This is a genomic window from Christiangramia fulva (assembly GCF_003024155.1).
Taxonomy (GTDB): Bacteria; Bacteroidota; Bacteroidia; order Flavobacteriales; family Flavobacteriaceae; genus Christiangramia; species Christiangramia fulva.
This window is the reverse complement of sequence record NZ_CP028136.1, coordinates 354,505-373,636: the sequence shown is the minus strand read 5'-3', so window position 1 is coordinate 373,636 and position 19,132 is coordinate 354,505. Positions and strand designations below refer to the sequence as shown.

Here is a 19,132-nt window from a genome sequence, read left to right as displayed (position 1 = left end):
GGATGGTGAAGAAGATAGCGATACTGGGCGGTGGCGAAAGCGGGATTGGAACAGCCATCCTGGCATTAAAAAAAGGATATGAGGTTTTCCTTTCAGATAAAGGAAAGATCAAACCAAAATATAAAGAAGTTCTTAAAAATATTGAGATCGATTGGGAAGAAGAGCAACATACTGAAGAGAAGATTTTTCAGGCTGATGTGGTAATGAAAAGTCCGGGAATTCCCGACAAGGCGCCACTGGTTGTAAAACTGAAGGAAAAGCAGATTCCTGTAGTATCAGAAATTGAATTTGCTTCGTGGTTTACTAAAACTCCGATTATTGGAATTACCGGTAGCAACGGTAAAACCACCGTGACCAACCTCATTCAACATGTGCTGAAAGAAGGTGGGATCAATTCAGAAATGGGAGGAAATGTTGGGAATAGTTTTGCCAAAATGGTGGCCGAAGGATCAACAGACTGGTATGTGCTGGAATTAAGTAGTTTTCAGCTTGATGGTATTGAAAAGTTCAAACCTGAGATTGCAATTCTGACTAATATCACACCTGATCACCTGGATCGATATGAATATAAACTTGAAAATTATGTTGCTTCCAAATTCAGGATCACTGAAAATCAAACCGAAGAAGATTATTTCATATACGATGCCGATGACGAAATTATAGCAAAGAAGTTGAAACAAACCCCGATCAAAGCTCAAAAACTGCCATTTTCGCTTGAAAAAAAACTGGAAAATGGCGCCTATATAGAAAACGAAAATATTGTTGTAAAAATTAATAACACCAAATTTACCATGCCAACAAAAGACCTTGCCTTAGAGGGTAAACACAACACCAAGAATGCCATGGCGGCTGCTACTGTAGCCCAGCTGCTACGAATCAGAAAACAGACGATTCGAGAGAGTATGGCGAACTTCCAGGGTGTAGAGCACAGGCTTGAGAAAGTTCTTAAGATCAATAATGTGCTTTATATCAACGATTCCAAAGCAACAAATGTCAATGCAACCTACTATGCTCTTGAAAGTATGGAAACCGACACGGTCTGGATCGTTGGCGGTGTTGATAAGGGAAATGTTTACAATGAATTGCTTCCACTGGTAAACGAAAAGGTAAAAGCCATTATTTGCCTTGGGCTCGACAACGATAAGATCGTCAACGCCTTTGGGAATATTGTGGATAATATGGTTGAAACTGCCTCGATGAAAGATGCTGTGCAAATAGCATATCGCCTGGCCGATAAAGGAGATACGGTTTTGCTTTCCCCGGCCTGTGCAAGTTTTGATCTCTTTGAAAATTATGAAGACCGCGGAAGACAATTTAAAGAAGCGGTAAGGAATTTATAAATGATTAATTCAGGACCTGGAAGGTTTTAAAAACCTTGCAGGTAGGATAATACAAAATGAACAATATTTTCTCAAATCTGAAAGGAGATAAAGTGATCTGGGCACTGGCCGGCCTGTTGGCGATATTCTCATTTTTGCCGGTTTACAGTGCGAGTAGCAATCTTGCCTACCTTCATGGCGACGGTAGCACCTTCGGATTTCTGGTGGTTCATTTCTTTCATTTGCTGCTTGGCTTCTGCTTATTGTTTGCAGTGCATAAAGTGCCTTATCATTATTTTCGCGGAATATCTATTTTACTGCTTCCGGTGGTGGTTGTGCTTCTTGTTTTCACTATGATTCAGGGTACAACCATTGATGGTGCTTACGCCAGTCGCTGGATACGAATTCCTGTTTTAAATGTTTCTTTTCAGTCTTCTACCTTAGCAGCCGTGGTGCTTATGGTTTACGTAGCCAGGTACTTATCGAAGATCACCGAAAAAACCGTCACTTTTAAAGAAACAATTTTACCGCTTTGGCTGCCCGTTTTTGCCATTTTAGCACTAATTTTGCCGGCCAATTTTTCCACTACGGCGATCGTTTTTTCTATGACGCTCATTCTGATGTTCTTAGGCGGTTATCCTATAAAGTATCTTTTAGGAATAGTAGGGGTTGGGGTAGTTATGCTGGCTTTATTCGTTCTTACAGCAAAGGCATTTCCCGGTATGATGCCCAGCAGGGTTGATACCTGGACCAGTCGAATCGAAACTTTTTTTGATGGCGATGAGGAACAGGAGCAGTACCAGGTTGAAAAGGCCAAAATCGCTATTGCTGAGGGCGGAATTACGGGAGTGGGAATTGGAAAAAGCGTTCAGAGAAATTTTTTACCGCAGTCCTCATCCGATTTTATTTTCGCGATCATCGTGGAAGAAATGGGATTAATCGGTGCTTTTGGCGTAATGCTGGCCTATTTGTTCCTGCTATTCCGAATAGTTATTGTAGCTACCAAGGCTAATACGATTTTTGGAAAACTGGTGGTAATGGGGGTTGGATTGCCCATTGTTTTTCAGGCCCTGATCAATATGGGTGTGGCTGTGGAATTATTTCCGGTTACAGGACAAACCCTGCCATTGGTAAGTAGCGGTGGGACCTCGATCTGGATGACTTGTGTTTCCCTGGGAATCATCCTTAGTGTGAGCGCGAAAAGAGAAGAAATAAAGGAATCAGAAAATAATATAATTGAAGGCGAAGAGGAAAATCCCCTTGATATTTTAAGTGAAGCCATATGAAAGAAAATTTACGCGTCATATTATCTGGAGGTGGAACGGGGGGACATATTTATCCTGCCATCGCCATTGCCGATGAGATCAAACGGAGACATCCTGGCGCGAAGTTTCTGTTCGTTGGCGCAAAAGATCGTATGGAAATGGAAAAAGTTCCCCAGGCCGGATATGAAATTGAAGGTTTGTGGATCAGCGGAATTCAGCGTAGTCTGAATTTCAAAAATTTTATTTTTCCTTTTAAACTTATGAGCAGCCTGGCGAAATCACGAAAAATCATCAAGAAGTTCAAACCGGATATTGTGATCGGTACCGGCGGATTTGCCAGCGGCCCGGTTTTGCGCGTTGCTATTTCGAAAGGAATACCCACGCTCATCCAGGAGCAAAATTCGTATCCCGGTATTACCAATAAAATCCTTGCGAAATATGCCGATAAGATCTGTGCAGCCTATGAAAATGTGAAAGCATATTTCCCGAAAGAGAGAACCGTCATTACCGGAAATCCTGTCAGGCAGGATCTTTTGGAAGTGAATCAGTTAAGGGAGGAGGCTTTGGAGAATTTCCAGCTTTCAAAAGATAAAAAAACGGTACTTGTAATAGGCGGAAGCCTGGGTGCCAGAAGGATCAATAAACTTATTGAAACTTATCTGAACAGGTTCAAACAGGAAGATGTGCAGCTTATCTGGCAATCGGGAAAGCTTTATTACGAGGAGTATAAAAAATACGATTCAGGTAATATTCGGGTAATGGAATTCATTAACCGGATGGACCTGGCATATGCCGCCGCCGACGTGATCATTTCACGTGCCGGCGCAGGTAGTGTTTCAGAATTATGTATCGTTGGAAAACCGGTACTTTTTATTCCTTCGCCCAATGTGGCTGAAAATCACCAGGCGAAGAATGCGATGGCCGTCATGGAGAAAAATGCCGCGTTAATGATCACCGAAGAAGAATTGAACGAACGCTTTGAACCTTGTTTTTTCAATTTACTGAAAGACGAAAAAACCATGAGACGGTATTCAGAAAATATCAAAGAACTGGCTTTGCCTCATGCGACTTCAAATATTGTAGACGAAGTTGAAAAACTAGTAAACAATAAAAATAAGAATAAGTAATAGTAAGATTTGAAAGATTTAGATCACATAGCACATTTTTATTTCATCGGGATCGGTGGGATTGGAATGAGCGCGCTCGCCAGGTATTTTAAGGCGAAAGGTGGCTATGTGGCCGGTTATGATCGTACGCCTTCAGATCTAACAAATACTTTGGTTTCAGAAGGGATTAAGGTCAATTATAAAGATTCTGAAGATGAGATTCCTTCAGAAATACTGAATAATCAGGAAAGCACTTTGGTGGTTTATACACCTGCAATCCCGAAGGATCATCAGCAAACAAAATTCTTAAAAGAAAAAGGCTTTGAATTTATCAAACGGGCACAACTTCTTGGAGTGATCAGCCTGAACAAATTCACTATGGCCGTTGCTGGAACTCACGGAAAAACTACCACTACCGCGATTCTGGCTCATCTTCTAAAAGAAACCGGAGCGAAAGTGACCGCTTTTCTCGGTGGCATCAGCGAGGATATTCAGTCTAATTTGATCATGCAGGGCGAGGAGGTGATCGTTGCCGAGGCTGATGAATTCGACCGCTCCTTCCTGAATCTTTCTCCAAATTTTGCCGCCATCACCTCGATGGATGCCGATCATCTGGATATTTACGGAGAGAAGAAAGAGCTGGAAAAATCTTTTCGTGAATTTGCTGGAAAAGTTCCGAAAGATGGCAAGTTGTTTATTCGCAACGGACTTCCCCTGGAGGGATTACGCATCGGAATAAATGATAACAGCGATTATTCAGCTAAAAATATCAGAATTGAAGAAGGAGCTTATGTATTTGACCTGAAGACTCCTTCCGAAGAAATAAAGAATTTAAAATTTAATCTACCCGGCAACCATAATTTGCAAAATGCTATAACAGCCCTGGCCATGGCTATTGAGTATGGCTCCCCAACCAGCGAACTGGCCAGGGCTTTATATAGTTTCAAAGGTGTTAAACGTAGATTTAGTTATAAAATAAAAACCGATGACCTGGTTTTGATCGACGATTACGCGCATCATCCTGTCGAGATCGCCGCGGTTCACCAGGCCGTTCGTGAAATGTACCCCAGCAACAAGGTTTTAGCGGTTTTTCAGCCCCACCTGTTTAGCCGCACCCGTGACTTCGCTGAAGATTTTGCCACTCAGCTTTCAAAGTTTGATGAGGTGATTCTCCTGGATATTTACCCCGCCAGAGAATTGCCCATTGAAGGCATATCTTCAGCCTGGTTGCTGGATCAAATTTCAAATAAAAATAAGGCTCTTGTAGCCAAAAAAGATCTGCCTGAAAAGGTGAAGAATTCAACGGCTAAAGTGGTCGTAATGATGGGAGCTGGAGATATTAGCGAGGAAGTGAAAAACGTACAAAAAGTATTACAAAAATGAGAGCTGGAATGGGATACATAAAAGCCCTGGCGCTAATTGTTCTAGTGTGCTTTTTATTCGGATTTGCCGAATACCGGCATAAGGCCCGTAAGATCAGTGATGTAGAAGTGAGTTTTACCGGGGGAGAAAATCTCTATGTTACTGAGGAAGTGGTTAATAAATTGTTAATACAAAATGAAAGCGCCGGCTCGAGCGTAGATAAAGAAATTTTAGATTTGAATAGGGTGGAATCCCTCCTGAACAGTCACGAAATGATTGAAAATGCTGAAGTTTTTGTCACTTTAGACGGAAAACTTGAAGCAATTGTAAGTCAGAGAAAACCAATAGGAAGAGTTATGGGAAATACTTCATTTTATCTTGACAGAAATGGAAAAGTGATGCCTCTTTCCCAAAATTATTCCGCCAGGGTACCCTTGATGCTTGGTTTTAATGAAAAGACCGCCCCGGAAGCTTATTCTGTGGCCAATTTTATCAAAAACGATTTGTTTTTACGAGAACATATTACCTCTATTCACCGGCTTGACAATGCCAAACTGGAAATGTCGGTTCGTGATCGTGATTTTAAATTATACTTCGGGGATACCTCGAATGTAGCTTTGAAATTCAACAATTTCAAGGCTTTTTATAAGAAAGCGCAGAAAGACAAAAAATTAGATACCTACAAAAAAGTGAACCTACAATTTGGCGATCAGGTTGTATGCACTAAAAAATAGTTTATGGAACAGAACGATATTGCAGTAGGACTAGATATTGGAACAACAAAGATTGTGGCTATGATCGGCCGCAAGAATGAGTATGGAAAAGTAGAGATCATCGGTATTGGTAAGTCGAAATCTCTGGGCGTTCACCGCGGAGTGGTGAATAATATCACCCAAACTATCCAGTCTATCCAGCAGGCAATACAGGAAGCAGAGGCCGATAGCGGCATGAAGATCAGTGAAGTGGTGGTGGGAATTGCCGGGCAGCATATCAGAAGCCTTCAGCATAGTGATTATATTACGCGCCAGAATCCCGAAGAGGTCATCGATGCCGAAGATATTGAAACGCTTTGTAACCAGGTGCATAAACTGGTGATGCTTCCCGGAGAGGAGATCATTCATGTGCTTCCGCAGGAATTTAAGGTTGACGGCCAGGCCGAGATCAAAGAACCTATCGGGATGTACGGTGGAAGGCTGGAAGCCAATTTCCACGTAGTGGTAGGTCAGGTTTCATCCATCAGGAATATCGGTCGGTGTGTGAAAAGCGCGGGACTCGAGCTTTCTGCGGTTACTTTGGAACCATTGGCTTCCGCGAATGCGGTCTTAAGCCAGGAAGAAAAGGAAGCCGGGGTGGCACTGATAGATATTGGTGGCGGTACTACCGATCTGGCCATTTTCAAAGACGGAATTATTCGTCACACCGCTGTGATTCCTTTCGGCGGAAATGTGATCACTGAAGATATCAAGGAAGGTTGTTCAATTATTGAAAAACAGGCGGAATTGTTGAAGATCAAATTCGGCTCGGCATGGCCTGGTGAAAATAAAGACAACGAGATCGTTTCGATACCCGGCCTTCGCGGAAGAGAACCAAAAGAGATCACCCTGAAAAACCTTTCAAAAATTATTCATGCGCGGGTTGTGGAGATCATCGAGCAGGTATATCTCGAAATCAAGAATTACGGGCATGAAGAACAAAAGAAAAAACTAATTGGAGGCCTTGTGCTTACCGGTGGGGGTGCGCAGCTGAAGCATTTGAAACAACTGGCCGAATATATCACCGGGATGGATACCAGAATTGGTTTTCCTAATGAGCACCTTGCCGGGAATAACGATGCCGAAACCACGAGTCCGGTGTATGCGACCGCGGTAGGATTGGTGATGAATAGCCTGGAAAGAGGAAAAGGCAAATTTCAGGAAGAGGCAGTTCTTTCTGATAATAAAATGGCAGAAGATTCCTCAGTAGAGACTTCTGAAGAAGAAATTCCGGAAGAGAATGAATCGAAAAAAGTGGCTCGTAAGAGCATTTTCGATAAGTGGGCTGAAAAGTTCAAAGACTTTTTAGACAATGCAGAGTAAGCTACTCGGTAAATTAACGAGTAGAAGTTAAATAGAAAAGACAATTATTTCTGGCGGGAATGCCGGGAAATTAAAGCTCACTTAGTGAGTGAAAAGATACAACCAGTAAAACAGAGTTTATGAGCAGTACAGAATTTGGAGACATCTCATTCGATTTACCAAAAAATCAATCGAACGTCATCAAGGTAATTGGTGTAGGCGGAGGAGGAAGCAATGCCATCAACCACATGTTCCAGTTGGGCATTAAGGGAGTTGATTTTGTTGTATGTAATACCGATGCGCAGGCACTCGAAAACAGTTCTGTTCCCAATAAGATACAGTTAGGAGTTACTCTTACTGAAGGTTTGGGAGCCGGAGCGAATCCCGAAATCGGTGAAAAAGCCGCTTTGGAAAGTTTTGAAGACATCAGGCAAATGCTTGATAAAAACACTAAAATGGTATTTATCACTGCGGGAATGGGCGGTGGAACCGGAACCGGGGCCGCACCTATTATCGCTAAACAGGCCAAGGAACTGGATATTCTTACCGTCGGAATTGTGACCATTCCGTTTCAATTCGAAGGAAGAAACCGAAACGAACAAGCCCAGATAGGTGTTGAAAAATTAAGGAGACATGTTGATTCGCTTATCGTGATCAACAACAATAAACTACGCGAGGTTTACGGAAATCTTGGTTTCAAAGCCGGATTCTCAAAAGCCGATGAAGTTCTGGCAACTGCCTCCAGAGGAATTGCAGAGGTCATTACTCACCACTATACTCAGAACATTGACTTGCGCGATGCCAAGACCGTATTGAGCAACAGTGGTACTGCCATTATGGGTTCGGCACAGGCTTCGGGAGCCAGCAGGGCTACCGATGCGATCATGAAAGCGCTGGATTCACCTTTATTGAATGACAACAAAATTACCGGAGCTAAAAATGTTTTACTGCTCATTGTTTCCGGTAATGAAGAGATCACTATAGATGAAATTGGTGAAATTAACGACCATATCCAGGCTGAGGCCGGGCACAGTGCCAATATTATCATGGGAGTTGGTGAAGATGAATCTCTTGAAGATGCCATCGCCGTAACCATCATTGCCACTGGTTTCAATGTGGAACAGCAAAACGAGATCACCAATACCGAAACTAAAAAGATCATTCATACGCTTGAAGACGAACAAAAAGCTGAGCATGATCTTAGTAATAAATCTACCGGCGTGATTACAGCGACCAGTAAACCGGTTTCGGAAAAACCTGCTGAGGAGGCTAAACCTCCAAAAGACGAAAAGATCGTTCATACACTCGACGAAAATGCGGAAGAAGTCGATGAGGTCGGGAATATTCAAAAAAAAGTAGACGATCTTCTGAAAACACCTGATTTCGCAAGGAAACTCGATGTGATCTACGAAGAAGTAGATCCCGAAGAATTCATCATCAATGATACCACCGAAGAGGTGAAAAACATGGAAGTTGAGGATGCGGAAGAGGTAAAGACCGAAAAAGAAGAACAGTTTATGTTCACTTTCGACCTTCCGATGAATAAAAAAGAAGAAGAGAAGAAGCCGGAACAGCCAAAAGCTGAAAATATCAAAAAGCATACGCTGAAAGAGGAAGATGAAAAGGAAGAGGAAGTGAAGCAAATCAGGGTAAATGAGGCCGTGGAAATTATCCCGGTTACCGAAAGTTCGGCTCATGGGATCAAGCGTTATAGCCTTGATGATTATATGGAAGTGGAAGAAAGGCTCCAAAATTCCAAAGCTCCTGAGAAGAAAGAAGAGGAAGTTGATGAAACCGTTGCCTTTGAAAAGAAAACCGTCGCTCCAACTCCCAGAAAAGAAACCGACGAGGATAATCCCTTCGACAATCCTATTTCTTCAGAAGTTGTAAAACAGCGAACAGCCGAAAGAAAAGCCAAAATGAAGGAGTTCAATTATAAATTCAGAACCGGTGCTGCCCAGATCGATGAGATCGAAAAGCAGCCGGCCTATAAAAGAGCGGGAATTGAGCTGGATAATTCTAAACCGGGAGAAGGAAAATTGTCAAGAACAAGTATCGACCAGGACGACAATAATGATTTGCATTTCAGACGTAATAATTCTTTTCTTCATGATAATGTAGATTAAATTTCAACCTAGCCAAAGAAAAAGGTGCCCGAAAAGGCACCTTTTTTATTTTCTGAATTTCAGACAATTATTGTTTCTGCGCCCCGACTTCATCGGTGTCGCGGCGATACTTCAGCATTGAAATACCGGCGATAAAGAATATGAAACCAAGTATAGCGAGCGCCCATGGACTGAGCATAAGCGCCACACTTCCAAAAATTCCCAATACTCCCATTACCAGAGCGATGGCGCCGCCAATGGTCATAATCATTGCTAAGATTTTTATCATAACATAGTTTATTGGTTATAAATTAAAAGTACTTAAACAATTGAAAGCCATGGTAATATTAACAGATTTTACAATTTTCTTCAGAATTTCTTCAAATTTTAATTCCAGTAAATCATAAAATATTTGATTTTGGCATCGTCTGGAATTTGTGAAGCCATGATCTTCGAATCTGTATCATACCTTAGGCTGGGTGGTAATTGTGATTTATCTATGGTTACATAAGCATTGATCTCATCAAGAAAAACCACCGCGGCATTAATGGTGTTTTCAATTCGTGAGATATTGTAATTTTTCATTATATCTTTAAAAGTACTTTTCACATTCAGGCCCTCTTTGGTCGCATATCGGGGGTCAAGAACACGAATATAGCCAATCGTACTGGTGGAATCGAACTCCTGCAAGGGTTCCATTTCCAGCAGTGGCTTTCCATTTCTGTCAAAAACTTTAATCTCGTCGGTAGATTTTAAAGATTCCGGACCACTGGTTTGAGTAACGATACTGTCATTTTTGAAGATAGAATCCAACTGGTTGATCTTTATTTCTTTGGTAAGCGGCCCCACTCTGTTAGAAGTTATTAGAAAAGGATTGTCATTCTCATTATTACATGAAGTTAGCAAAGCTAAAACTGCAATGGTAGAAATTGTTTTTTTGAACATTTAGATCGGGTTATTTCATTAATTTATTCATAATTCCCAGGACACCCCTAATAAAGGTGGCACTGGTCAAAACTTTTATAACTGCTCCTTCTGTGCCTGATGACCGGGACCTTGTTGAGGTAACTTTTTTTCTCTCTTTCTGTGCTTTTTCCCGCGCTTCTTCCTTATCGGCAATTTCGATTTTTCGGTTGAGAATTTCATAGGCACTTTCCCTGTCGATTTGCTGATTGTATTTCGAAACCAGGTCTGAATTTTCTACCAGTTTTTCCAATTCTAATCCTGTAAGAATATCCATTCGGCTCATTGGTGCCCGAAGCATGGTTGCAGCCAGAGGAGTAGGTCTTCCTTTTTCATCTAAAGCCGAAACCAAAGCTTCGCCTATACCTAACGAAGTGAGTATGTTTTTGGTATCATAAAATTCTGAAATAGGATAATTTTCAGCAGCTAATTTTATGGCTTTACGATCTTTGGCGGTAAAAGCCCTTAGCGCATGCTGAATTTTTAAGCCCAGCTGACCCAGCACTTCTTCAGGTACATCAGCCGGATTTTGAGTAACAAAGTAAATACCTACTCCTTTTGAACGTATAAGTTTTACGATATTTTCGATTTGATCCAGCAATGCATCTGAGGCCTCATTAAAAATAAGATGAGCTTCATCGATGAACATTACCAGTTCCGGCTTCTCAGCATCTCCTTTTTCAGGAAAAGTGGTGTATATTTCTGCGAGCAGGCTAAGCATGAAGGTTGAAAAAAGTTTTGGCTTATCCTGAATATCATCCAGGCGAATCACATTTACATAAGCATCGCCATTAGACTTTTTCCGTAACAGGTCTGGTACCTCAAAAGATCTTTCGCCAAAGAAAATTTCCGCTCCCTGTTGCTCCAGTGCCACTATCTGCCTGAGAATAGCTCCTGTAGAAGCGGTAGAAATTCTCCCGTATTCTTTTTCAAAATCCTCTTTGCCTTTTTCGGTAGAATACTGGATGATCTTTTTCAGGTCTTTCAAATCGAGCAAAGGCAACTGGTTATCGTCGCAATATTTAAAAATAATAGACAGCACGCCAGTTTGTGTGTCGTTTAGATCGAGAATTCGTGATAAAAGAACCGGTCCGAATTCGCTAACTGTGGCTCTTAACCGAACGCCCTCCTGCTTAGAAAGACTTAAGATTTCTACTGGGGATGCTTCCGGGGTGAATGGAATACCTAATTTTTTATGCCTTTCTTCAATAAAATCGGCTCCTGCAGATGGCTGAGCAATTCCGCTCAGGTCACCTTTTACGTCCATTAAAAGTACCGGCACTCCTTTTTTGGAAAGGTTTTCGGCTAAAATTTGTAGTGTTTTTGTTTTTCCGGTACCTGTAGCCCCGGCTATGAGTCCGTGCCGGTTCATGGTTTTTAATGGGATTTTCACTGCGGCATCAGAATATACGTTTCCGTTCAGCATTCCTGCTCCAAGGTGAATAAAATCACCTTTCGAGGCGTATCCTTTCTGAATTTCTTCAATAAATTGAGTTTCTGTTTTCATTAATGCTAAGTTATTATAAAATTGGCAACTGAAAAGAGGATCCGCAATGATCCCTATTAGGTTTATTTAGCTTTTCTAAATATAGTTTACTTTTATAACTATTAAAGTTTCCAGGAGACACGAAATTATGCGCCTTAATATTATCAGTTTTCTTTTTGTTATTTTCCTTTTTCCACTTGTTTTTAGTTGCGGGCAGCAGAGAGATCTGCTAAAAAAGGTCAGGGAAAGCAAGGATCCAAGGCTCAACAAGGTTTTTGATAAGCCCGAAAAATATGCGGTTCAGATAATTTACACAGAGATCTGTCATAAAAACGATGAGGTTTCTTTGAAGGATTATAAATATCGGGTTGATTCCGAAAATTATTTTTATCCTGCCAGCACGGTAAAATTACCCGTAGCAGCTTTAAGCCTCGAGAAGCTTGATTCACTCCAGGGACAGGGTGTGGACATTTACAGGAGTACTCCATATCATTTGGAAGGCGATATGGTGAAACACAGCATAGAAAATGATATTAAAGGAGTTTTCGCAATAAGTGACAATGAGGCCTATAACAGGCTGTTTGAATTTCTTGGACCGGATTATATCAATTCTCATATGAAATCTAAAGGCCTGTTGCCTTTTAGGATTTCTCATCGTTTCTCCGGAGAAAATTCGGCAGATACAGTCACGAAACAACTGATTTTTAATACAAAGGAAGGAAAGTACCGCTTGCCGGTGACCTATAACCAAACGGCAGATTCATTGGAACTTAAAAATGTGATCATCGGAAAAGCTTATATAAAAGATGATGAACAGATCAATGAGCCTTTCAGCTTTGCCTATAAGAATTACTTTCCTCTTGAAACGCAGCATGCGCTTATGAAGAGATTGTTCTTTCCGGAAAAGTTTGAAAAATCCGAATTATTTCACCTTTCTGCCGGAAATATGAAATTCTTGAAGGCCGCGATGTCCGGTCTTCCCCGGCAGCTTGGCTACGATGAAAATGAATTTTACGATAGTTATGGAAAGTTTTTCATTTACGGCGATTCTGAAGATCGCATTCCCGATTATATCAAAATCTATAACAAAGTGGGTTATGCTTATGGCAATTTAACCGAAACAGCTTATGTACATGACCTGAAAAATAATGTTGAGTTTCTGCTATCGGCGACTTTGCGGGTGAACGAGAATGAAATTTATAACGATGGAAAATATGAATACGACAGCATAGGAATTCCTTTTCTCGCGGCCCTTGGCAGGAAGATTTATCAGCTGGAGCTGGAACGGAAAAAATAAGCGCTTTTTTATTTCACAGGTGGCTCAAGTAGCTGAATAGTGCCTTTATCGGCGTCAATTTCAGCCGATATACCATTAGGAATAGTAAAATTATCATCCAGGTGCCCGATCATGGAACCTGAAAATGCAGGAATTCCATGAGGTTTTATGTAGTGATCGATCACTTCTTCTAAAGTAAGTGAACCATAGCCACTACCGCCGGGATCACAATCGGTACATTTTCCAAAAATGAATCCGGAGATCTGATCCAGCACGCCTCCCAGCTGCAGTTGCGTCATCATACGGTCGATACTGTAAATTTTTTCACCAACGTCTTCAGTATATAAAATCTTGCCTTTCCAGTCTTTTGGGAAATATTCCGTACCCATAATTCCGGTCATTACAGAAAGATTTCCGCCTAAAAGTTTTCCTTTTGCCTTTCCGGGCTGAATGGTTCGTATCCGGTTGGTTGTTTGTACAAGTTCGTCTCCTTTGGAATCAGGGTTTTTCAATAGAACTTCATCTCCGGCAAAAAGCAGGTTTCTGAAATGATCGTAAGCGAAAGTGTTCCAAGTTGAAGTAGCCAGCGGTCCGTGAAAAGTAACAAGTCCTGTTTTTTCAAATATTCCAAGATGAAGTGCAGTGATATCACTATAACCCACAAAGATCTTCGGATTATTTTTAATGGCCTCATAATCTAAAAGCGGCAGAATTCGGGCAGCTCCGGAACCACCACGTAAACTAATTATTGCCTGTACATCGCTGTCGAGAAACATATTATTAAGTTCTTCGGCTCTTTCATTATCGGTTCCGGCAAGATGTCCATAACGGCTTTTCACATATTTTCCGAATTTCACTTTCAGGCCCATGGCTTCGAAAGTCTCTTTTGCTATCTGGTATGGCTGAGTTTCGAAAATGGCGCTGGCGGGACTTACGATTCCAACGGTATCACCTTCTTTTAGGTGCTCGGGTTTTATAATTTTCTGATCGTTTTCAAAATCGAGTTTCGAAGCAAATGAATTCAACGGAAAGGCCATGCCTGCGAGGCCAGCCCCAACGCTGTTTATAAAGTGTTTTCTTTTCATGAGATGAATTTAAAAATTGTCCCGAACCATTTCCAGGATTTTTGCCATTTCCTTCTTCAACGAAGACGATGGAATGGTAAAATTACTATTCATAAAGCTGAAGATAAAAGTTTTTCCTGATTTGGTAATGAGATAACCGCTTAAACTGTGATTGTTGCTCATAGAGCCGGTTTTCGCGTAAATATACGGCTCTTCCGCTTTGTAGTAATTCTTTAAGGTTCCCGAAACACCACCGGAGGGCAAAAGATCATAAAGTTTTTCCTCCGGCATTTCGTTTTTGATCTTTTCAAGCAGAGCGACCATCGTTCTCGGCGTAAAGAGGTTATATCTGGAAAGTCCCGAGCCGTCTACCCAAATAGGTTCGTCAGGAAGATCTTTCAGGTAATTTTTTTTCATGTAATCAATGGCAATTTCCGTTTTCAGGCTGTCGCTGATTTTGTCTGAAACCATCAATAAGATCTGTTCGGCAATAAAATTATCGCTCACATGAAGCATCTGTTTGTACAAACTGTCGCTGGGAATACTGTACAAGGTTTGGTCGAGTTTTTCAGGAGCTTCTTGTTTTACAGTAATTGGTTTTGAAAGAGTATCTGAAAGCAGGTCCATCAGCGTTTTTTCAGAATATTTTATAGGAATCCATTTCTCCTTTTCTTCGTTTTTAAGAGAAATATCGAAATGGTTAGATTGTAAAGCTCTTTTTATCAGCGGTTTTTCTTCTGAAGATGCTAAAAACGAAATACTGTCTTTAAAAATTTCCGGACTTATTTTCTGAAGCTTTCCGGTTTTGTCGAACTTGAAATGGACTAGACTTCCATAAACCGGAAAATCATTTCTTTCCGCCGAATAATAATCGTTGTAATCATCCCAGGCCCAGCCCGGACCCAGATAAGTTTCTTTATAATTTGGCAAAACATAAACCAGTGGGCCATTTTGTTTTAAAAATCGGTAAACCTTACTGTCCGGAAGGTCGGGATTTAAAAAAGAAGGATCTCCGGTACCTTTAAAATATAAGGTATCGCTAATTTTTTTGTATTTCAGGGCGGGAATCGAGTCGCCCAGCATTTTCAGCCCGGTAAAAAAAGTGAACAGTTTCGTGTTGGAGGCCGGTGTAAAATATTTCTGAGCATTATATTCAACCAGCATTTTTTTTGATGCGGGATCATATAAAGCGAAACCTACAAAACCGTGCTGGAATTCCGGAGCTTCTTTAAGTTCGGTTTTTATATTTTTTCTGAATTTCTGACTTGCGCAGGATGAAAATAAAATTGCTAAAGTGACTATGAAAAATCGGTAAAAATTTCTGCTGAGGAGGTTTTTAATGACCATTAGATTTTGGAGTAGTTAAAACGCTGAAAAAGTTAAGAAATTAATACTAATGCTTAAAAATGAATTTCATTTTTCAATAATAGACTTTTTAATTAGGTGTTTTTACAGTGGAGATTTGAAAATTACTAAATTGACCATCAAATAACCTCCTAATAAAAAAAGATGTTCAGAGCAGGGATTCAAATTTTAACGATTCTTGGTTTTATTTCAATTGTTAGCTGTAAATCAAGAATAATTGATAAACCAATTCACTTTGATAATCAACGAAAAGAACTCACCAGGGAATATATTAAAGATCATTATGGTCTGGAAGTCGAAAATATAAAGATAGATCCAAAAATTATCGTGCTGCATTGGACTGCGATTCCAACATTACAGGGATCTTTTAATGCTTTTAATTATGATACACTGCCTGCAGCCAGGAAAGACATTGCAAAAGCAAGCCGCTTGAATGTTAGTATACAGTTTCTGGTAGATCGTGACGGAACTATATACCGGTTGATGCCGGAAGATTTTATGGCCCGCCATGTGATCGGGTTAAATTACAACGCAATAGGAATTGAAAATGTTGGAGGAACACCTGAAACCCCTTTGACCAACGACCAGCTGAAGGCTAATATCTGGCTTGTAAATTATCTTAACAGAAAGTACAATATTGAATACCTGATTGGCCATTATGAATATACCAAATTTGAAGGCAGTGATCTATGGAAGGAGCTGAATGATAACTATCGAACCGAGAAAACCGATCCAGGTGAAGAATTTATGAGGAAAGTACGTGAAGCTGTAAAAGATCAAAATTTAAAATCGGCTCCCGCTAAAAATTAAAAAAATGAAAAAATATATTGTAATCTTATTAATGGGAATTTTGAACACCCATTTTGTGTTTTCTCAAAATAAATTTTCCGACAGATTATTTGCGAATTATGAAAAATACAGAGAAGAAAAAATCAAAAACCGGAGGTTTAATCATGTGCTTGTAGACAGTTTGCTTAATGAACATCGAACAGAAGGTATTTTTAAAATTCAAAAAGTTGGGGAATCCATTCAGAATAGGAGCCTGAACCTGGTAAGTATTGGCCACGGAAAAACCGAGGTTTTACTATGGTCACAGATGCATGGTGATGAACCTACCGCAACCATGGCTATTTTCGATATTCTGAATTTTTTCGCTTCCAATGATTTTGAAGAGGAAAAGAAAATACTTTTGGATAGTCTGAGCATCCATTTTTTACCGATGCTGAATCCTGATGGTGCTGAAATCTTTGAAAGAAGAAACGCCTTAGGGGTCGATATCAACCGCGATGCGTTAAGGTTGCAATCTCCTGAAAGTAAAACTCTAAAGAGGATGAGAGATAGCCTGGATGCCGATTTTGGATTTAATCTCCACGATCAGAGTCGCTATTACAATGCTGAAAGAACTTCAAAACCAGCGACTATCTCTTTTCTTGCTACTGCCTATAATTATGAAAAAGATATTAATGAGGTCCGTGCAAAATCCATGAAGCTTATAGTGGATATGAATAAGGTGCTTCAAAAATATGCTCCCGCACAGGTTGGGCGTTATAATGATGATTTTGAGCCACGGGCTTTTGGAGATAATATTCAAAAATGGGGCACCAGTCTTGTTCTTATAGAATCGGGCGGTTATCCCGACGATCGGGAAAAACAGGTAATACGAAAATTAAATTTTGTTGTTATACTTTCTGCTTTAAAGTCGATAGCTACAAAATCTTATGAAAAAGAAGCAATTTCAGATTATGAAAAAATTCCTGAGAACGATCGCATGCTTTTTGATTTAAAATTAAAAGGTATAACCTACCAAATTGATGATAAATCTTACATTTTAGATATTGGAATCGATCAGGATGAAAATGAACTCCAGGGCGAAGATTTTTATTTTTCCGGAAGAGTAGTAGATCAGGGTGATCTTTCTACCAGTTACGGCTATGAAGAAATTAATGCTTCCGACCTGATGCTAAAATTTCCGGAAGTTTATCCAAAAACTATCACTTCGGAAGAAGAACTAATGAAACTCGATGTGCCAAAACTGATTGAGAAGGGATATTTATTTGTTCCGGTTTCCGAAGAAATGCTTCAGAAAGAATATTCCAGTTTTCCATTAAACCTGGTATCTGAAGACTTTAAAGTGAAGAAAGAGTTACGTCCCGGTATTCCGGCTAATTTTATCCTTTATCAAGGCGGAAAGGTTATCCAGGCAGTTATCAATGGATTTTTGACACAGCCTGAAAATGCGGGGCAAAATGTTCTGAATTCCAGAAGTTATTATTAGATCGCTCTGCCTGAGTTTGCTTATCTTTGCACGCTATGATTTCAGAAGAGACAAAAGAGCTTGTAGAGAAAGGTGTGATGCTTCCGTTGATGGAAGAGTTTTACACTATTCAGGGAGAAGGATTCCATAAGGGAACTGCTGCTTATTTTATTCGAATAGGCGGTTGCGATGTAGGTTGTCACTGGTGTGATGTAAAGGAAAGCTGGAATGCAGATCTGCACCCGCCGACCCCAGTTGGAAAAATTGTGGAAAATGCAGTTAAATACAGCGATACTGTTGTAGTGACCGGTGGAGAACCGCTTACCTGGGATATGACTGTTTTAACAAATAGTCTTAAGAAAAAGGGATGCAAGATCCATATAGAGACTTCCGGGGCTTACGATATTACCGGGATTTGGGATTGGATTTGTTTGTCACCTAAGAAAATTAAACTTCCGAAGCCCGAAATTTATCCGCTGGCCCATGAGCTTAAAGTAATTATTTTCAATAAGCACGATTTCAAATTTGCCGAAGAACAGGCTGCAAAAGTCAGCGATCACTGTATTTTGTATCTTCAGCCTGAATGGAGCAATCGTGAAAAGATGATGCCGCTGATCGTGGATTATGTAATGAAAAATCCGAAGTGGAAGGTATCACTTCAAACCCATAAGTATCTCAATATTCCATAAAAAAACGCCCTTTTTTGAGGGCGTTTCCAATATTACGTATTCTATAACCTGTTCTTATTTTGCAGTTTTGAACGGCACTTTTACATAGCGGTCATCCCAGCCAATTAAAAGATCTGCACCGTTATTTGCCTTTTCAAAAGCCATCGAAAGTGCCTCAATATTATTTGGAGCTTTTCTTACAGGAACTTTAATTCTTACAATATCTTCCTTTTCAGAATATTCATAAGCTCCCCAGGTATTGGTTTTTTTATTTAGGATTACGGTCCATTCCTTTTCTTCAGGAATAGTGTAAAGGGTATAGGTTCCTGCTTTAACAGTTTCATCAGCAATCTTCATGTCCTGATAAAAGGTTATTTCGGTAGCTTCATTAGCTCCGGTACGCCAAACTTTTCCGTAAGGTACCAGTTTTCCGAAAACTTCCCTGTCCCGTTTTTGTGGTCGGCTGTAGATTACCCTTACCACAGGTTGATCTTTATCGTTGCGGTAAATAGCCAGATCCATAGGACTTACGTCCAGTTTTGAAAATTCAGGTCCCTTATCCTGGGCCTGGACTGAGTTTGCGGTGACCATACAGATGATGCTGAATATTCCCAATATTAATCTTTTCATGTTAGTGGATTTTTAAATTTTAGAGTTTCAATAAATATAAGTGAAGGTAAAGACTACAATTGTTAAAATAATGCTTACAGGTTGTTAAAATTATTAGGTTTTTTATAACTGAAAGAAAATTGCTGTAATAAATACTGATCATGTTTAATAAAGTATCGAATGTTATTTTTTTAATTTATTAATGTAAGCATTGTAGATAGTTGTGTTTTATAAAG

At 40.2% G+C, this 19,132-nt stretch carries 17 protein-coding genes; 11 read left to right on the top strand and 6 right to left on the bottom strand.

The window, feature by feature from the left end; all coding sequences use genetic code 11:
• Positions 1-2: 2 nt before the first annotated feature.
• The 7 genes from murD to ftsZ all read left to right on the top strand — a co-directional run bounded on the left by murD (position 3) and on the right by ftsZ (position 9,232).
• Positions 3-1,340 (top strand): UDP-N-acetylmuramoyl-L-alanine--D-glutamate ligase, encoded by a 1,338-nt coding sequence (murD, locus tag C7S20_RS01790; RefSeq protein WP_107010877.1) that lies wholly within the window; start codon positions 3-5, stop codon positions 1,338-1,340.
• 56 nt (positions 1,341-1,396) lie between these two features.
• On the top strand, positions 1,397-2,605 hold the full coding sequence (locus tag C7S20_RS01785) for an FtsW/RodA/SpoVE family cell cycle protein (protein ID WP_107010876.1): 1,209 nt from the start codon (positions 1,397-1,399) through the stop codon (positions 2,603-2,605).
• Complete coding sequence (gene murG / locus C7S20_RS01780; protein WP_107010875.1) at positions 2,602-3,711, top strand: undecaprenyldiphospho-muramoylpentapeptide beta-N-acetylglucosaminyltransferase; 1,110 nt, start codon at positions 2,602-2,604, stop codon at positions 3,709-3,711. Before C7S20_RS01785 ends, murG begins: the two co-directional genes overlap by 4 nt.
• A gap of 9 nt (positions 3,712-3,720) precedes the next feature.
• Positions 3,721-5,073, top strand: a complete 1,353-nt coding sequence (gene murC / locus C7S20_RS01775; RefSeq protein ID WP_107010874.1) for a UDP-N-acetylmuramate--L-alanine ligase — start codon at positions 3,721-3,723, stop codon at positions 5,071-5,073.
• Positions 5,074-5,081: 8 nt separating this feature from the next.
• Positions 5,082-5,786: a cell division protein FtsQ/DivIB gene (locus tag C7S20_RS01770; RefSeq protein WP_227009078.1), complete on the top strand. Its 705-nt coding sequence runs from the start codon at positions 5,082-5,084 to the stop codon at positions 5,784-5,786.
• A gap of 3 nt (positions 5,787-5,789) precedes the next feature.
• On the top strand, positions 5,790-7,127 hold the full coding sequence (gene ftsA / locus C7S20_RS01765; RefSeq protein WP_107010872.1) for a cell division protein FtsA: 1,338 nt from the start codon (positions 5,790-5,792) through the stop codon (positions 7,125-7,127).
• Between the two features lie 119 nt (positions 7,128-7,246).
• Entirely contained in the window at positions 7,247-9,232 is a 1,986-nt protein-coding gene (ftsZ, locus tag C7S20_RS01760) for a cell division protein FtsZ (RefSeq protein WP_107010871.1), read from the top strand.
• Between the two features lie 67 nt (positions 9,233-9,299).
• Here ftsZ and C7S20_RS01755 read toward each other — a convergent pair whose 3' ends face one another.
• From C7S20_RS01755 to C7S20_RS01745, 3 genes are all read right to left on the bottom strand, one after another.
• Positions 9,300-9,500: a hypothetical protein gene (locus C7S20_RS01755; protein ID WP_107010870.1), complete on the bottom strand. Its 201-nt coding sequence runs from the start codon at positions 9,498-9,500 to the stop codon at positions 9,300-9,302.
• A 98-nt stretch (positions 9,501-9,598) separates the two neighbouring features.
• Positions 9,599-10,156, bottom strand: a complete 558-nt coding sequence (locus C7S20_RS01750; protein ID WP_107010869.1) for a hypothetical protein — start codon at positions 10,154-10,156, stop codon at positions 9,599-9,601.
• 10 nt (positions 10,157-10,166) lie between these two features.
• Positions 10,167-11,681, bottom strand: a complete 1,515-nt coding sequence (locus C7S20_RS01745; RefSeq protein WP_107010868.1) for a helicase HerA-like domain-containing protein — start codon at positions 11,679-11,681, stop codon at positions 10,167-10,169.
• Positions 11,682-11,808: 127 nt separating this feature from the next.
• On the opposite strand from C7S20_RS01745, the gene C7S20_RS01740 reads away from it, so the two are divergent.
• On the top strand, positions 11,809-12,957 hold the full coding sequence (locus C7S20_RS01740; protein ID WP_107010867.1) for a serine hydrolase: 1,149 nt from the start codon (positions 11,809-11,811) through the stop codon (positions 12,955-12,957).
• 8 nt (positions 12,958-12,965) lie between these two features.
• Here the strand turns inward: C7S20_RS01740 and C7S20_RS01735 are convergent, their stop codons facing one another.
• Positions 12,966-14,021, bottom strand: coding sequence for a S66 peptidase family protein (locus C7S20_RS01735; RefSeq protein WP_107010866.1), 1,056 nt, complete (start codon positions 14,019-14,021; stop codon positions 12,966-12,968).
• A 9-nt stretch (positions 14,022-14,030) separates the two neighbouring features.
• Positions 14,031-15,347 (bottom strand): D-alanyl-D-alanine carboxypeptidase/D-alanyl-D-alanine endopeptidase, encoded by a 1,317-nt coding sequence (gene dacB, locus C7S20_RS01730; RefSeq protein WP_107010865.1) that lies wholly within the window; start codon positions 15,345-15,347, stop codon positions 14,031-14,033.
• Between the two features lie 162 nt (positions 15,348-15,509).
• On the opposite strand from dacB, the gene C7S20_RS01725 reads away from it, so the two are divergent.
• The 3 genes from C7S20_RS01725 to C7S20_RS01715 are packed head-to-tail and all read left to right on the top strand — an operon-like array spanning position 15,510 to position 18,308.
• On the top strand, positions 15,510-16,175 hold the full coding sequence (locus C7S20_RS01725; RefSeq protein WP_107010864.1) for an N-acetylmuramoyl-L-alanine amidase: 666 nt from the start codon (positions 15,510-15,512) through the stop codon (positions 16,173-16,175).
• Positions 16,176-16,179: 4 nt separating this feature from the next.
• Positions 16,180-17,640 carry a M14 family zinc carboxypeptidase gene (locus tag C7S20_RS01720; RefSeq protein ID WP_193510786.1) on the top strand — a complete coding sequence of 487 codons (1,461 nt, stop codon included), beginning with the start codon at positions 16,180-16,182 and terminating at the stop codon, positions 17,638-17,640.
• A gap of 35 nt (positions 17,641-17,675) precedes the next feature.
• Entirely contained in the window at positions 17,676-18,308 is a 633-nt protein-coding gene (locus tag C7S20_RS01715; protein WP_107010862.1) for a 7-carboxy-7-deazaguanine synthase QueE, read from the top strand.
• A 54-nt stretch (positions 18,309-18,362) separates the two neighbouring features.
• Here C7S20_RS01715 and C7S20_RS01710 read toward each other — a convergent pair whose 3' ends face one another.
• On the bottom strand, positions 18,363-18,917 hold the full coding sequence (locus C7S20_RS01710; RefSeq protein ID WP_107010861.1) for a DUF2911 domain-containing protein: 555 nt from the start codon (positions 18,915-18,917) through the stop codon (positions 18,363-18,365).
• Positions 18,918-19,132: the final 215 nt, after the last annotated feature.

Bases quoted from the DNA above. Each gene is read 5' to 3' on its own strand.
- murD (WP_107010877.1), top strand. From the start codon at position 3: ATGGTGAAGAAGATAGCGATACTGGGCGGTGGCGAAAGCGGGATTGGA.
- C7S20_RS01785 (WP_107010876.1), top strand. From the start codon at position 1,397: ATGAACAATATTTTCTCAAATCTGAAAGGAGATAAAGTGATCTGGGCA.
- murG (WP_107010875.1), top strand. From the start codon at position 2,602: ATGAAAGAAAATTTACGCGTCATATTATCTGGAGGTGGAACGGGGGGA.
- C7S20_RS01770 (WP_227009078.1), top strand. From the start codon at position 5,082: ATGGGATACATAAAAGCCCTGGCGCTAATTGTTCTAGTGTGCTTTTTA.
- ftsA (WP_107010872.1), top strand. From the start codon at position 5,790: ATGGAACAGAACGATATTGCAGTAGGACTAGATATTGGAACAACAAAG.
- ftsZ (WP_107010871.1), top strand. From the start codon at position 7,247: ATGAGCAGTACAGAATTTGGAGACATCTCATTCGATTTACCAAAAAAT.
- C7S20_RS01755 (WP_107010870.1), bottom strand. From the start codon at position 9,500: ATGATAAAAATCTTAGCAATGATTATGACCATTGGCGGCGCCATCGCT.
- C7S20_RS01750 (WP_107010869.1), bottom strand. From the start codon at position 10,156: ATGTTCAAAAAAACAATTTCTACCATTGCAGTTTTAGCTTTGCTAACT.
- C7S20_RS01745 (WP_107010868.1), bottom strand. From the start codon at position 11,681: ATGAAAACAGAAACTCAATTTATTGAAGAAATTCAGAAAGGATACGCC.
- C7S20_RS01740 (WP_107010867.1), top strand. From the start codon at position 11,809: ATGCGCCTTAATATTATCAGTTTTCTTTTTGTTATTTTCCTTTTTCCA.
- C7S20_RS01735 (WP_107010866.1), bottom strand. From the start codon at position 14,021: ATGAAAAGAAAACACTTTATAAACAGCGTTGGGGCTGGCCTCGCAGGC.
- dacB (WP_107010865.1), bottom strand. From the start codon at position 15,347: ATGGTCATTAAAAACCTCCTCAGCAGAAATTTTTACCGATTTTTCATA.
- C7S20_RS01725 (WP_107010864.1), top strand. From the start codon at position 15,510: ATGTTCAGAGCAGGGATTCAAATTTTAACGATTCTTGGTTTTATTTCA.
- C7S20_RS01720 (WP_193510786.1), top strand. From the start codon at position 16,180: ATGAAAAAATATATTGTAATCTTATTAATGGGAATTTTGAACACCCAT.
- C7S20_RS01715 (WP_107010862.1), top strand. From the start codon at position 17,676: ATGATTTCAGAAGAGACAAAAGAGCTTGTAGAGAAAGGTGTGATGCTT.
- C7S20_RS01710 (WP_107010861.1), bottom strand. From the start codon at position 18,917: ATGAAAAGATTAATATTGGGAATATTCAGCATCATCTGTATGGTCACC.